The following is a 14,066-nucleotide window of genomic DNA, read 5'->3' on the forward strand; positions in this document are numbered from 1 at the left end:
GAATAGGGACGTGCGACGCTTCGAATTTCCGGTGGACCGCAAGCATGCCCATGCGGTCAACGAAGTCTTCGCCGACCAGCGGCGGCTACGGATCATGGCGCTGGCCGCCGCGGTCGTCGCGACGGCGTGCGCCGCGTATCTGATCTGGCTGGACCACCCGTGGGCCTATCTGCTGGCCGTCGCCTTCGTGCTCGGCGCGGTGGTGGCGCTGTGGGTGGCCTTCTGGACCGCGCGGCACGCCAGCATCGACAAGCTGTACACCGACGGTGAGCTCGTGCCCGCGGTGGTCTCGGAGACCTACCCGTCGAGCGTGGTGCTGCTCGCCCTGGTCGATGTGGCCAAGCCGGGCGCCACCGATTCCCGCTACGCACTGGTGATCCGCCGGGTCCGCGCGCTGCCCGGTCATGCGGCGGAGGCGGGAGAGCGGGTGCCCGCAGTCGCTGTACGCACCGATCGCGCGCCGCGGCAGGTGGGTGAGCGCTGGCAGTCGGTCAGCGCCATGCCGATCGCCTGGGGCACCACGGACGAGGCGGTCATCGAACGCGCCCGCGCCGCGATCAGCGACATCGAATGGCGTTTGCTCACCGACAATCTCGCGCTCCCCGACAAGGTGCGGCGCGCGCCCGCCAAGCGGCTGCTGCTGGATCCGGATCAGTTGCCGGGCGATCTCGGGTCCTGAGTCCGCCGGCGATCTACCCTTTTTCGGGTTGCGCGCCCGCTTAGACTCCGTAAATGGTTCCAATGTCCAACCTGCTGGCGTTTCTCGCGGCGGCGACCATCCTCATCATCGTCCCCGGGCCCGGTGTGCTGTTCACCATCGGACGTGCGCTCACGCTCGGCAGGCGCGCGGCGCTGCTCTCGGTGGCCGGGCACTGCATCGGTGTCTTCTTCGTGCTGCTGCTGGTCGCGGTGGGGCTGGGCACCTTGCTCATGGCCTCGTCGCTGGCGCTCACCGTGATCAAGTTCGCAGGCGCGCTGTACCTGATGTACCTGGGGGTCCAGGCGTTCCGTGAGCGCAAGTCGCTGCGCGCCGCGCTGGGCACCACGATCGAGTCCGTACCGGACGCGAAGGTGCTGCGGCAGAGCATCATCGTCGGGCTGACCAACCCCAAGGCGATCGTCTTCTTCGCGGCGATCCTGCCGCATTTCGCCGAGCCCGCCGCCGGCTCGCTGCCGCTGCAATTCCTGATCCTCGGCTCCGTTTTCCTGGCGGTGGCCGTGGTGTCCGACAGTGCCTGGGCCCTGCTCGCGGCCTCGGCCCGGACCTGGTTCGCCCGCTCGCCACGTCGGCTCGAAGCGGTCGGCGGGGCAGGCGGGATGATGATCGTCGGCCTCGGCGCGTCGGTGGCGCTCAGCGGCAGCACGGACTGAACCGGCTACCATCCATCGGGGTCGGTACGGCCGTACCGGAAGGTGGGGGGCGAAAAAGGGGTGGTTGTCGAATGAGGTTGTCCGGCTGGATAAGCGCCGCGGTAGTGGGCGCACTGGTCACCGCCGCGGTCCCCGCTGCCGCCCAACCGCCGCCCGATCCGATCACCGGGTCGTCCGGGCTCGGCGACCCGTACTACCCCGAGGACGGTAACGGCGGTTACGACGTCCGCCACTACGACGTCACCATCGACTACGACCCGCCGAGCCACCAGCTCACCGGGTCGACCCGCATCGACGCCGTGTCGACCCAGGCGCTGCGCGCGTTCAACCTCGACTTCGCCGGGCCGGACGTGCGCGTGGTGTCGGTGAACAACCTGCCCGCCGCATTCCACCGCAACGGCGCGCACGAACTCACCGTCACGCCCATGCTGCCGCTGCTGCCCGGCCTGCCCTTCACGGTGACCGTGGACTACGCCGGTCCCGCCGCGAACACCGAGGGCGAGGGCTGGACGTTCGCGCCGAGCGGCGGTGCCTTCGCGGCGGGCGAGCCGCATTCGGCCACCACCTGGTACCCGCTCAACGACACCCCGCTGGACAAGGCCACTTTCGCGCTGCACGCCACCGTTCCCGCGGAATGGGAGGTCGTCTCCAACGGTGTGCGCACCCAGGACGTGGTGCAGGGCGAGCGGCGGACCGTCAGCTGGGAGGCCCGGCAGCCGGTGCTCGGCTACCTGACCACGGTGGCGATCGACAAGTTCAGCTTCCTGGACCAGCAGCGCGCCAACGGCACCCCGCTGATCAGCGCCTTCGCCCCGGGAGCCGAACGCAACCGGGAGACCGAGCAGCGGCTGCCGGAGATCCTCGACTTCATCGAAAGCCTCTACGGCCCTTACCCGTTCGACTCGTCGGGCGGCATCTACGTGGACGCCGACATCATGTTCTCGCTGGAGACCCAGACCCGCCCGATCTACGCGCCGTGGACGGATTTGCCGACCGTGGTGCACGAGATCGCGCACCAGTGGTGGGGTGATTCGGTATCGGTGCGCCAGTGGTCCGATATCTGCCTCAATGAATGCTTCGCCAGCTACACCGCCGACTATCTGTGGCCGGAGTACAAGGAAGGCAAGGACGTCGACCAGCAGTACCGCGAGACCATTCAGCAGTTCCTGGGCAACGGCGAGTTCTGGCAGATACCGCTGGGAAACCCCGGTGCCGGAACGGAATTCACCTCCGTCTACTACCGCGGTCCGCTGTTCCTGCACGCGTTGCGCAAGCAGCTCGGTGACGACGTGTTCTTCGCTACGGTGCGAGAGTTCAACGCGCGCTACGTGTATGGGAACGCGTCCATGCCGGAGTTCCGCACGTTCGTCCAGTCGAAGTCGCCTACGGACCTGACCGGGTTCTTCGACGCCTGGCTCAACCAGACGGCGCCGCCACCGGAGCAGTACCTCTTCCCGGGCGGCCTGCGCGGCTGAGCCGGCTTCGTTAGTCGCCGTCGACGCGCTCGCGCGCCCGCTCGACCCACCGCTCCACTCGATCGAGCTGTCGCTGCGCCGAGCGCAACTGGTCCTGGGCCGTGCGTTCGGTCGTGCGGCAGAACTGACGCTCCTGCTCCGCGCGGGCGAGCTCTTCCTTCAACTCGGTGATCCGGGCATCGATGTCACCCAGCTGATCGGCTGCCCGCTCGACCTCCTCGTGCGCTGAATCCCTTGCCTCCCGGGCAGATTCGAGTGCCTCCAGCGCGTCGTCCAGTTCCTGGCGGGGGTTGTCCTCGGCCGGTTCCGCAGCGGCGGGCTCGGGTGCCTCGTCGTCGACCGCGACCAGGCCCGGACCGGCGGGGCCGAAGCCCTCGTAGGTCGCCGCGGTCGCCAATGTTCCCGAGTGCACCTGCTCGGCGACGTCCGGGTCGGCCAGCGCCGCGGTCAAGGTCTGGCCGATCTCGCGCAGCACGCCCTCGTTCACCGGATGTCCGTGCTGCTCGGCCAGTGTGCCCGCCTTCTTCGCGAGCGCGTTGACCGCCTGCTGCCGCTGCCCGGTGAGGCTGCGCAGCTCGTCGCCGGAGAGTTTCCGCTGCGCCGAGCGCAGCGCCGCGCCCAGCTGTAGCAGCGCCTCGACGTCCGCGGGAGCCTCGCGGGCCAGCAGATTCACCGTCCACGCGGTGACCGTGGGTTTACGCAATTTGCCGATGGCGGTCGCGAGCTCCTTGTCGCCCGCCTCCTTGGCCGCTTTGACCTGGGCCGTGCGGGCAGCGACGAACTCACTCGGAGCGAGTCCGTACAAGTCGCGGGCAACGTCGTCCAGCGTCATACTGGCCAAGCGTAACGACTCGGTCTGTCGAAGCGAAAGAACCCACGTATTGGACGAACGTCCACGTTATGGGTGATACGCGAAAGGCGTTGCTAGTGAACTTCTTTGGATTGCAAGTGCTCGGCAGTCTGCTCCCGAGGATCCTCGGGTACGCGTTGCTCGGCATGTCCTACATGTTTTAGGCCCGTCGTTTCCCGTCCGCTGATATCACCCCAGGAGCTGATGCGGCCGTACTCGGCGTCCGGGTATCCTCACCGCGTTCGCGAGCGGCGTGAATGTGTTCGGTGAGAGAGGTTTTCAGGTGAAGTTTCCAGGAGCGAGGCTGCTGGCACGCGTGGTGCTTGCCCTCGTAGCGGTGGCGGCGGTGGTCGTCACGGTGGTCGGTTGTTCGGCGGCCAAGGATGCCAGCAAGTCCGACACGGCCAAGGCCAATGTCGGTGACTGCATCAATGTCACCAAGAGTTCGTCGACCGACGCCAAGACCGAGCCGGTCGACTGCTCGTCGGAGAAGGCGGTCTACAAGATCGCGCAGACCTTCGACAAGAAGACCGAGTGCCCGACCGACTACACCTCCTATGAGGAGACCCTCGCGGGCGGCACCACCGCCTTCCTGTGCCTGGCGCCCAACTTCAAGCAGGGCAGCTGCTACAACGAGAGCCCGGCCACCGGCTACAAGCACGTGGACTGCACTACCCCCGAGGCCAGCTTCAAGGTGGTGAAGCGGATCGACGGCGAAGCCGACGAGCTGCTGTGCGGGGCCGACGCGGACAGCTTCCGCCTCATCTCGGAGACCCCGAAGATCACCTTCTGCCTGGCCAAGCCCAAGGCCTGATCATTCGAGCAGGGCGACCGACGCGATCCGGTGCAGCGTGAAGTGCCGGACCGCGCCGGTCACCGGGTCGAGCGCGTCGAGCTGGCCGTTGCCGACCTTGAGCGGCTCCACCACGCGCTGCGTCGCCACGCCGGAGGCGTCGACGTAGCCGATGTTCACCGACCGCCGCACCCGCGCCGCCAATTGCAGCAGCGCCAGGGTCGCCGCGGTATTGGTGCGGGTGCCATCCATTCGCACCGACTGTCCGGAGCGGGCGCTGGTGGCGCGGTCGGCCGCGCGCAGCTCGGTGACGAGCAGCTCCAGCTGTTCGGTGCTCGGCGGCGTCGGCCGCCACGGCGGCCTGGCATTGGGCCGCGCCGAGATCCGGGCGCCCCGCTGGCGCAGATCCACGATGATGCCCGAGGAATCCTCGCCCGCCGGCGCGAAACCGGCCGCGCGCAGCTGCTCGAGCACCTCGCCGAGCGGCGCCTGGGCGATCGCCACCGTCGGCGCGATGGCCCGCAGCGCCAGCGCCCCGGCCACCGGCGCGGCCAGCACCTGGGCCAGCAGCGCCGGGTCGTCGCTGCGCAGGAACGACTGGGCCATGCCCGCGCGCAACTGCCCGTGCCGCCGGGCGACATCGTCGATCAGATAGGTCAGCGCCTGCGGAATCGGGGTCCGCGAATGCTTCGTGAACAGCGCGTGCAGTTCGGCCGCGGTGAGCCCGGCATCGAGCGCGCGCCGCACCGACGTTTCGCTGATGCGGTAAACCGTTGCCGCACCGGCGGATTCGACGTCGGCGACCAGCTCGACCCGATGCTGTAACTCGGCGGTGAGCGGGCCGGGCGCGATCACCGTCAGATCCGCTTGCACGAGCACGTGATCGACCGGCGCGGGCAGCGCCGCCTCCATCGCGGCCTCGGCATCGGCGGCGCTGGTCGGCGCGCCGTGCAGCAGCGCGCGAGCAGGCGAGCCGAGCGCGCCACGGCCGACGAAGCCGAGCGCGGCGGCCTCGGCCAGCGTCTGCTGCACCGCCTCCAGCCGGAAGTGCCTGCGCCAGCGCGGTTGCCGCCAGGCGAGCACGCGGCCGATATCGGCGGGGGTGAGGGCGCTGCCGGACGGATACTCGGCGAGCAGGCCGAGCATGGCGTGCCGGTCGCGCGGCGCGTGCGGGTTGCGCAGCTCCAGTGCGAGCGCCGCGAGGGGTTTGTCGTTGGCGTCGCGCATGCCGATCATCCATGGCATCCGGTCCAATTCGAGCCAGGCCATGGCCAACGCGACCCAGCGGCGAGCCAGTGGGGCTTCGAGCCACGCGTCGACCGCGGGGGTCGGCGCCCAGAAATCGTCGGCCGAGTCGACCTCCGGCGGCGGGTCCGGCAAACCCTTTTCGATCAGTCGGGCGGCGGCCAGCAGTTCGACCAGCAAACCCGCGCGGGGCTCGTCGATGCCTGTCTGTTTGGCAATGCGACGTAGCTCCCGCACGCCGAGCCCGCCCGCGCGCAGAGCGGGGGCCGGTGCCTGGCCGAGGATGTCGAGGACGGCGGTGCAGTGCCGGAGCAGTTCGCCCACTTCGCCTGCCGCGACGGCATTCACGTCGGCGGCGGCCTGCTTCTTCGGTTTCGGGGCAGGCGGCGTCAACGCGTGCGGATGCGTAACCGGCTCGTCGCGCAGCACCTGTCCGACGGTGACGGGCAGCTCGACCGTCTCGTCATCGATCCGGTTCAGCAGCCTGCGGGCCAGTAGCTGCTGGACCGGCCGGTCGGCCGGCGTGCCCGGCGCGGCGTCCCTGGTGCGCCCGCGCGGGCCGGTGCCGGCCAGCTTGTCCAGCAGCGCCCGCGCCGCCGAGGTGAGGTCGGGCAGTGCCTCGCGCACTTCGGGTTCGGTGAGCGAATCGGGAATCTCGGTGGTGCTGCCGATCGGCCAGGGCAGCGCCTCGACGGCCGCGGTGATCAGATGCAGCTCGTCCTCGCTGGTCCAGACCAGGGCGCGGGCGGTCAATCGATCGATGGCCGCGTCGATCGCGGCGGCGGGCACGCGATCGCTCAGCTGCACGTGCAGCTCGGCGCGCGTCAGCGGGGCGCCGTTGCTGTCGGTCCGCGTCACCCCGTGCACCGCAAGCGTTTCCAGGATCGCGAAATCGAGAGTGTCCAGGTCATCGGTGGCGCGCAGCACCGAGGCGCGCTGCTCGGCCCGCGCGGCCAGCACGGCCATCGACGAGGGCAGCGGCACAGCCAGATCGGGCCGGAGCTGGAGCAGCGTTACCAATTGGGCATCAGTACGCGCACCCAACCACCCGGCTAAGGAGGTCGCGGTCATCCGATCCAGCCTACGGTCTCGGGCCGTGGCCTGCCGGGGCGCACATCGGATACCCACGTCACGCCCGATTTCGGTAGCACGTGGGTAACTCACCGAATATCGGCTGACTCCAGCGCGTCCCTACCGCCGGTCGCCGACGTGCCGAGCGCCACACCAGGGTCCGGCCTGAAGACTCGCAGCGGCGGCATTAGCATGAGGCTTGTGGTGAACAAATCGAAGAAACCTTATGTCGACAACGGCTGGCCGAAGGTCGCCGAAGGTGACCACGCGGTCACCGAACTCTCGTCGACCCGTTCCGGTGGGCTCTCGCCGTACGGTGAGGACACCGAGTTTCCGGTCCCGGCGGATCAGCTGCCTTACATGCACCCGAACACGGTGATCAACCGCTGATTTCCGGACGGAAAGTCCGTAGATACGACTAAGGCCCCGCATCCTCGGATGCGGGGCCTTAGTCGTGGTCGATCAGGAGGGCAGGAGGCCCTTGTTCGCCTCGTAGAAGTTCACGATGGCGGGATCGAGCTTGGTATTGCTCGCCTTGGCGGCGTTGAAGAAGTCGAAGGCTTCCTTGGGCACCTGAACGCCCTGGCTCTGCACGACCTCGAGCGCGCGGTCGACGGCCGTGAAGACCTGCTGGGTGCTGTCCGGCGCGGCCTGCGGGGCTTGCGCCTGCGGCGCGGGCGCGGGGTTCCAGCGGGGGGTTTCGTTGGTGGCGGGAGCCGAACGCGGAGTGGGTGCGCTGCTCAGGCCGAGGTTGGAGGAGCAGCTGGGCCAGGCGCCCCAACCCTGGGAGGCGAGCACCTTCTCGGCGACGGCGATCTGCTGCTCGCGGGTGGCCTGGTTGGCGCTGGCGGCATACTCGCCGCCGCCGTGGGCCTTCCAGGTGCTCGGCGAGAACTGCAGCCCGCCCTGGTAGCCGTTGCCGGTGTTGATGCCCCAGTTACCGCCGGCCTCACACTGTGCGAGGCGATCCCAGTCGGAGTCGGGTGCCGCGCTGGCGTTGCCTGCCAGGGCCACACCTGCGGTGCCCATGATCGCGCCGGTCACGGCAACCTTGGCAACCGTGCGCCCGGTGGAGCTTGGCTTGCGATGGCGTCCACTCATATCGGGTTCGTCTTCCTCTCGACGCACCTGCGAGGTCATCGGTCGGGCTGGACTGAGAGGTCGTCATGCCCGCCCTCGCCCCTACGTTTCCGTCGGGTTTCCGGGTCCCGCGGGGCGAGGTTCGGTGCGGCGGGCCGGTGGTTGCCGGTTGTCCCGGCTCGCTAAGAACGGTACGACGATCGCCGGGAAAAATCACCATTTGATAACCGGCGTGTACGAGCGGGTCTCGGTGCGGTCTCGGCGCCGACGTAGCCCCTTCTTTGCAGCTAGAAGCGGTGCGCTCAGAGCAGTGCCGGGCCGTCACCGGTCCGTGACCTCTCCGTTATGTGACTAGGATCACAGTCGGGATTTGGTAACGACAGACTCGGGTAACCCGTTCGCAGCCCGCTGGTGGCCGTTCCGTCAGATCGGCACCACGCGCAGGTCGGAGTCACCGCGACCGGTCGACAGTCGGGCGGATCAGCGTGAGCGTCGGCCCGAACGCAGCGTGAAGACGATCGCGACGAGAAACCCGAGCGGCGCGAGCATCGCGGCGAAATAGAGCCACAGCCCCGGCGTGCCGTCCGACAGCACCGGGATCAAGAAGATGGCGATGATCGCCAGCAATCCCAGCGCGAACAGCCCCAGCGCGACTTGCAGCAACCAATCACCCGGCCTGCGCCCACCGCCCCCGCTCGGTGCGGGATCGGCGTCGCTGGACGGTGGCGGAGCGGGAGGGTTCGTCACCGCATGACCGTAAAACTGATGTGCTTGCGTTATGGGCACCGGGGTAGACTCTTAGGCACGCGCGTCCCGCATCACTGCTGGGCGCGTTCTTTTCGCAAACAGAAAAGGATCTGCTCGTGGCGTTGTGCCGCAGCGGGTTCCGTGGACAGATGTGCTCGGGCCGGTGGGGTCCGAGTTTTCGATGATGAACGGGTGAGCGCAGTGCCGACCGGCAGGGTGAAGTGGTACGACGTCGAAAAGGGCTTCGGCTTCCTTTCCCAAGACGAGGGTGAGGACGTCTATGTCCGCTCGTCCGCGCTGCCCGACGGAGTCGAAGGACTCAAGCCGGGCCAGCGCGTCGAGTTCGGGATGGCCGCGGGCCGCCGCGGACCGCAGGCGCTGAGCCTCAAACTGCTCGAGGCGCCGCCCTCGGTCCGTCAGGGCCAGGAACGCCAGGAACGCGAGCGCGCCCGCAAGGAGCCCGTCGCCCGCAGGCACACACCGGACGAGTTGCACGGGATGGTCGAAGACATGATCACCCTGCTCGAAGCGACCGTGCAGCCGGACCTGCGCAAGGGCCGCTACCCGGATCGCAAGACCGCACAACGCATCTCAGAGGTCGTCCGCGCGGTAGCGCGCGAACTCGACCACTGAAATATCGGCCCGGTCGTAACTACTCGCTGTGCGCGAGTAGTTACGACGCGGTGCTGATCGACCAGGCTGCGTGGGGGAGGTAGAACTCCTTACCGGTGTCCTTGTCCATGGCGAGGATCGGGAGCTGGAGTTCCAAGCCGACGAGGCGCAGGTCGGGTTCGGGGCGGGAGTCGATGGTGACGGCCATGGCGCCCTCGGCGAAGTTGGTGTGGTTGATCACCCGGTCGATGCGGTCGCCGTTGGGCAGGGCGTAGACGAGCTGGGCCAGCCAGGGGGCGTCGGCGATCTGCTTCGGCAGCGACAGCTGCAAGGGGTAGTCCGGGGGGACGTCGAGCTGAACGGTCTGGCCGTAGCGGCAGTCTTCCATCTTGACCGAGCAGTAGACGTACGGTTCGACCTCGACGGTTTTGCCGTGGGCGTAGGCGGTGATCACCGGGTCGTGCTCGTCGGCGTTGCGCACGAGGACCACCAGGACGCCGACGAAGGCGACGGTGCACACGAGGAGGGCGGCAACGACCAGCGCGAGAATGGTGCGGGGGTTCTTCACGCCGCCGCCTCGCTGACCCACGGCCGGGCCGTGAGCACAGCTGCTGTGTCGAAGGTTCGCTCGCTCACTGGCTGGGGTCTCCTATTCCTGGTTGGATACGGGTCGTCTCGCCGCCACTGGACGCCGGCCTACGGTATGCGTTCGCAGTGTGTGGCATCGGCCGGGTCGGTGGAACTTCCTGCTCCGCGTGTTGCGGACGATTTCCGCCGAGGCCGGGCAGCAGCGAGTGGCCGCGGTAGCTGACGAAGGTCTGGACAAGGCCGATCACCAGGATCGCGGTGATCACCGCGAAACCCTTCCAGTAGTCGGTCGGCAGCAGCACGCCCGCCGAGCCGCCGACCACCCAGCTCAGTTGCAGCACCGTCTCCGAACGACCGAAACCGGAGGCGATCGACTCGGGCGGCAGATCGTCCTGGATCGCGGCGTCCAGCGACACCTTCGCCAGCGCGCTGGTGCCCGAGGCGACCACGGTGGCGATCGCCGCACCCAGCAGATTGTTGGTGAACGTCGCGAAGAGCGCGACCAGCGCACAGGCGGCGGTGCAGGCGAGCACGATCAACGTCGGTTTGCCGAGCTTGAGCCGGGCGCCGGTGGCATTGCCGGTGAAGTTGCCCAGCGCCGCCGCCGCGCCGACCACGCCGAGCATGGCGGCCTGCTGGGCCGGGCGGTGCTCGGTGGCCTTGGCGACGAACGCGACGTAGAAGGTCAGGAATCCGGTCAGCACCCGGATGGCGCTGTTGCCCCACAGTGCGGTCACCACCGAACGGCCCAGCGGCTGCCTGCGTTTGCGCGGCGGCGTCGTGGCTTCCTTCTCCGGCGTGAGGACCTCGGTGGGCGCGTGATAGCTCAGCGTCGCGGGCACCTCACCCTCTGTGACCTCGACCCAGGACGGGATCCGCAGGCTCAAATAGGTTCCGGCGCAGGCGATCACGATGGCGAAGATCAGCGCGCCCTTGGAGTCGGCGATCGCGGCGGCGAGTGCGGCGATCGCGCCCGCGCCGATGGTGCCGCCGACCAAACCGAACACGGTGAGCCGAGAGTTGGTGCGCACCAGGTCGATATCCGGTGGCAGCACGCGTGGTGTCACCGCGCTCTTGAGCACCGAGAACGATTTACTGCCGATCAGCATGCACAGCGCGAGTGGATACAGTGCCCAGCTGTCGAATTCGAGGATCAGCACCACCGCGACCACCGCGCGCAACGCGAACGAGGTCGCCAGCGCCACCCGGCGCCCGTGCTGCAGCCGGTCGAGCATGGGGCCGATCAGCGGGGCGATCACCGCGAAGGGGGCGATCGTGATCAGCAGGTACAGCGCGACTTTCGTCTTGCTCTCCGCGGTGGCACTGGCGAAGAACAGCGTGTTGGCCAGCGAGACGGCGACCGCGGCGTCGAGGGCGAAGTTCGCCATCGTGGCGTAGGTGAGCGCGGTGAGGCCGGACTTGTCCGCGCCGTCGGCCTTGGCCGCGCGCTGGAAAGTGGCGATGCCTTTCTCAGTCAACTGGCGCCCGCGCATGGCGGCGACGCGGGTAACCGTGAGCTTGCGCGGCACGCGCGCGGTGCCGGGCGGCGTGGGGGCTTCGGTCGGCTCGGCGGCGTCCGATTGCTCGGGCAGTGGTGCGGTGGGCGGCGGGGCCGAGTGCTCCGGCTCCGGGCGGCGTGGTGGTTCCGGTCGATGCGGGAAGACGCGCCGGGGAGTCTCGGCCAGCGGCGGATCGGCTCGGGGGGCTGCGTGCCTGCGGGTCTCGGCATCCGGCGAGACGGGTACCTCGCGGCGCCGGGTCGGCGGCTCCGGTCGGTAGTTGCGGTCCGGGTCCAGCGGTGGCAGCGGCCTGCGGCCTGCGGCAGTGTTGGGCGGCGGGTACCGGTCGAAACCGGGATGCCGTTCGACCGGCGGGTACTCCTCGCCGTCCCACCGATCACGGTCGGGACCGGAAGGTTCGCGGGGAGTAGTCACGTCGTCAATTCTGTCGTACTTCGGTACTGGGTGTTCACTCGCTCTCGAAGGTGTCGGCGGAAGGTGACGTTCGTCGCGTCGCGGACGGCGGGGCATGTCCCTAGGACTTCCCCGCAGCCGCGAATCGCAAGCGAATCGTGGGCGCGGTGCTCAGGCGGGCACGAAGCGGACCTCGAAGGTGGTCGGCCAGTTCTTGCCGGCGAGCAGGAACCGGTCGGTGCCGGGAATCTGCGCGATGCCGTTGAGCGTGTCCTCGGTCGTCCGCGTCAGGCGTGGCAGCAGGGCGCCCGCGTCGATGACGGCGAGCACCTGGCCGGAGTCGGGATCGATGCGCAGGATGCGATCGCTGGGCCAATCGTTGGCGTACACCGAACCGTCGTCGGCGCAATCGAGTTCGTTGAGCCGTGCGTTGTGGTTGCTGGTGAGCCGGATCGAGCCGGTCGGCGCGAAGGTGACCGGATCACGGAAGGTGAGCGTGTCGGTGCCGTTGCTCATCACCAGCCGGCCTGCCCGGGAGCAGAGTCCCCAGCCTTCGCCCTCGTAGGACGCGCGGCCGACTTCGGCCAGGGTGTGCGGGTCTCTGGCGAAGGCGATGTGGTTCTGCCAGGTCAGTTGCCACAGGGTGTCCCCGGCCACGGTGATCCCCTCGCCGAAGAAGGGGGCGGGCAGGTCGGCCCGGGCCAGTTCGACTCCGGTGCCGAGGTTCGTCGCCCGCACGCTCGACGCGCCCGACAGCCCGGTGCCTTCGTAGAGCACCTCGCCGTGGATCTCCAGGCCCTGAGTGAAGGCGCGCGGATCGTGCGACCTGGTGGCCACGACCTCGATATTCATCGTGGGCGACGGTTCTTCGGCCGCGCCACACCCGCTCCAGATGACCAGACCGACCAGCACACCTATGGCCAACGAACGCCGATTGCGTTTCATACGGCAAAATGTAGGCCGTGAGCGCAGTTTCTGTTTCTGAGTCCGGTGTCAGGCCGATTTTGGCCGACGCCGTCGATCTGGCCCGCCGTGCGCTCCTGGAGTTGGAACCAGCTGGTGTCGGGGCACATCTCGGCGTGGCTGCCGAGGACGACAGCGCGGCGACCCACCGCTTCGAGGCCACACTGCCCGGCTATCGCGGCTGGCAGTGGGCGGTCGTGGTGGCGGCCCCACCGGAGGCCGACTACGCGACGGTGAGCGAATCGGCGCTGCTGCCCGGTCCCGACGCGCTGGTCGCGCCCGACTTCGTGCCGTGGGACCAGCGGATCAGGCCCGGTGATCTCGCGCCCGGCGACCTGCTCGCCCCGGCGCCGAACGACCCGCGCCTGGTGCCCGGCTACGTCGCCAACGGCGACCCGGCCGTCGACGAGGTCGCCACCGAGATCGGCCTCGGCCGCACCCAGGTGCTGAGTCTCGAAGGCCGCGAAATGGCCGCCGAGCGCTGGTACGGCGAGTTCGGTCCCGACACCGAGATGGCCAAGGCGGCACCGTCCACCTGCGGCCTGTGCGGCTTCTACCTCCCGCTCGCCGGCTCCCTGCGCGCCGCCTTCGGTGTCTGCGGCAACGCCATGGGCGCCGACGGTCACGTCGTACACGCCGCCTACGGCTGCGGCGCCCACTCCGACACCGTCGCCCCCACCGGCGGTGGTTCGCCGCTCTACGAGGCATTCGACGACGCGGCAGTGGAGCTGATCCCCGCCGAGGAGCTGGCGCCGGTCAAGGAAACCCCTGCGGCCGAAGCGGCGGCCACCGAAGTGGCCGACTCCGCCGTGGAAAGCGCTGCGGCCGAAGCTGATGCAGCGCAGGTGGCCGACACCGCGGTGGAGACACCGACTGGGGAAGTGCCCAGTGCCGAGGCCGGATCGGCCGATGTACAAGCTGCTGAGTCCGTCCCGAACGCCGAGACCACGGTTGCTGAGGCCGACGCGGCAGTTGCCGCAGGCATCGAGGCGCCGACTGCGGTCGCCGAGACCGACAGCGCTGCTGCGGTTACCGAGTCTGCCCCGGACACCGCGGCCGGCGATGCGGTGGCGGAAGGCGAGTCGAGCGTCGTAGCGGAGCCGAGTGCGGCCGCCAGCGCTGCCGACGAGGCTGCAGTTGCGCGGGACGGCGACGAAAGTGGCGACGCTGCTGCGGATGTCGAGTCCCCTGTGGATAACTCGGGCGAGGCGGCTGCCGACACGGCAGCTCAGGCTGACGATGCTGAAGTCGCGCAGGCGTCTTCGGGTGACGAGCAGGTTGCCGAGGGTGCGGCCGAGGTGGTTGAGGGCCGGGCGGTCGAGTCATCGCCGCAGAACTGACCGAGACGGCCGATCCGT

14 protein-coding genes are annotated in these 14,066 nt (G+C 69.0%); 7 read left to right on the forward strand and 7 right to left on the reverse strand.

Translation table 11 applies throughout. The features are described from left to right. Window positions 1–10 precede the first annotated feature (10 nt). The 3 genes from DBO33_RS05345 to DBO33_RS05355 all read left to right on the forward strand — a co-directional run bounded on the left by DBO33_RS05345 (window position 11) and on the right by DBO33_RS05355 (window position 2,846). Window positions 11–679, forward strand: coding sequence for a DUF3239 domain-containing protein (locus tag DBO33_RS05345; protein WP_107654032.1), 669 nt, complete (start codon window positions 11–13; stop codon window positions 677–679). Between the two features lie 53 nt (window positions 680–732). Further along, a complete protein-coding gene (locus DBO33_RS05350; protein ID WP_107654033.1) occupies window positions 733–1,371 on the forward strand; it encodes a LysE family translocator in 639 nt (212 codons plus the stop codon). Window positions 1,372–1,442: 71 nt separating this feature from the next. After that, window positions 1,443–2,846, forward strand: a complete 1,404-nt coding sequence (locus DBO33_RS05355) for a M1 family metallopeptidase (protein WP_107654034.1) — start codon at window positions 1,443–1,445, stop codon at window positions 2,844–2,846. A gap of 10 nt (window positions 2,847–2,856) precedes the next feature. On the opposite strand, the gene DBO33_RS05360 is transcribed toward DBO33_RS05355, so the two are convergent. Then, window positions 2,857–3,678 carry a hypothetical protein gene (locus tag DBO33_RS05360; protein WP_107654035.1) on the reverse strand — a complete coding sequence of 274 codons (822 nt, stop codon included), beginning with the start codon at window positions 3,676–3,678 and terminating at the stop codon, window positions 2,857–2,859. A gap of 301 nt (window positions 3,679–3,979) precedes the next feature. Between DBO33_RS05360 and DBO33_RS05365 the strand changes: the two genes are divergently transcribed. Further along, on the forward strand, window positions 3,980–4,510 hold the full coding sequence (locus tag DBO33_RS05365; protein WP_167768924.1) for an LppU/SCO3897 family protein: 531 nt from the start codon (window positions 3,980–3,982) through the stop codon (window positions 4,508–4,510). Here DBO33_RS05365 and DBO33_RS05370 read toward each other — a convergent pair whose 3' ends face one another. Further along, on the reverse strand, window positions 4,511–6,805 hold the full coding sequence (locus DBO33_RS05370; RefSeq protein ID WP_107654036.1) for a helicase-associated domain-containing protein: 2,295 nt from the start codon (window positions 6,803–6,805) through the stop codon (window positions 4,511–4,513). A 201-nt stretch (window positions 6,806–7,006) separates the two neighbouring features. Here DBO33_RS05370 and DBO33_RS05375 point away from each other — a divergent pair, with 201 nt between their 5' ends. Further along, window positions 7,007–7,195: a hypothetical protein gene (locus DBO33_RS05375; protein ID WP_040731009.1), complete on the forward strand. Its 189-nt coding sequence runs from the start codon at window positions 7,007–7,009 to the stop codon at window positions 7,193–7,195. A 72-nt stretch (window positions 7,196–7,267) separates the two neighbouring features. On the opposite strand, the gene DBO33_RS05380 is transcribed toward DBO33_RS05375, so the two are convergent. Further along, on the reverse strand, window positions 7,268–7,906 hold the full coding sequence (locus DBO33_RS05380) for a resuscitation-promoting factor Rpf1 domain-containing protein (protein ID WP_107660000.1): 639 nt from the start codon (window positions 7,904–7,906) through the stop codon (window positions 7,268–7,270). Between the two features lie 459 nt (window positions 7,907–8,365). Beyond that, complete coding sequence (locus tag DBO33_RS05385; RefSeq protein WP_407670479.1) at window positions 8,366–8,632, reverse strand: hypothetical protein; 267 nt, start codon at window positions 8,630–8,632, stop codon at window positions 8,366–8,368. 201 nt (window positions 8,633–8,833) lie between these two features. Here DBO33_RS05385 and DBO33_RS05390 point away from each other — a divergent pair, with 201 nt between their 5' ends. Next, on the forward strand, window positions 8,834–9,265 hold the full coding sequence (locus DBO33_RS05390) for a cold-shock protein (RefSeq protein WP_186818879.1): 432 nt from the start codon (window positions 8,834–8,836) through the stop codon (window positions 9,263–9,265). Between the two features lie 40 nt (window positions 9,266–9,305). Here the strand turns inward: DBO33_RS05390 and DBO33_RS05395 are convergent, their stop codons facing one another. The 3 genes from DBO33_RS05395 to DBO33_RS05405 all read right to left on the reverse strand — a co-directional run bounded on the left by DBO33_RS05395 (window position 9,306) and on the right by DBO33_RS05405 (window position 12,690). Next, window positions 9,306–9,812, reverse strand: a complete 507-nt coding sequence (locus tag DBO33_RS05395) for a DUF2771 domain-containing protein (protein ID WP_107660001.1) — start codon at window positions 9,810–9,812, stop codon at window positions 9,306–9,308. A 64-nt stretch (window positions 9,813–9,876) separates the two neighbouring features. Then, window positions 9,877–11,766: an MFS transporter gene (locus tag DBO33_RS05400; protein WP_234390701.1), complete on the reverse strand. Its 1,890-nt coding sequence runs from the start codon at window positions 11,764–11,766 to the stop codon at window positions 9,877–9,879. Between the two features lie 150 nt (window positions 11,767–11,916). After that, window positions 11,917–12,690 carry a glutaminyl-peptide cyclotransferase gene (locus DBO33_RS05405; protein ID WP_107654039.1) on the reverse strand — a complete coding sequence of 258 codons (774 nt, stop codon included), beginning with the start codon at window positions 12,688–12,690 and terminating at the stop codon, window positions 11,917–11,919. 17 nt (window positions 12,691–12,707) lie between these two features. Here DBO33_RS05405 and DBO33_RS44550 point away from each other — a divergent pair, with 17 nt between their 5' ends. After that, window positions 12,708–14,048: a DUF3027 domain-containing protein gene (locus DBO33_RS44550; protein ID WP_107654040.1), complete on the forward strand. Its 1,341-nt coding sequence runs from the start codon at window positions 12,708–12,710 to the stop codon at window positions 14,046–14,048. The last annotated feature ends 18 nt before the right edge of the window (window positions 14,049–14,066 follow it).

The sequence above is a fragment of the Nocardia suismassiliense genome (genome assembly GCF_900269665.1).
Classification (GTDB): domain Bacteria; phylum Actinomycetota; class Actinomycetes; order Mycobacteriales; family Mycobacteriaceae; genus Nocardia; species Nocardia suismassiliense.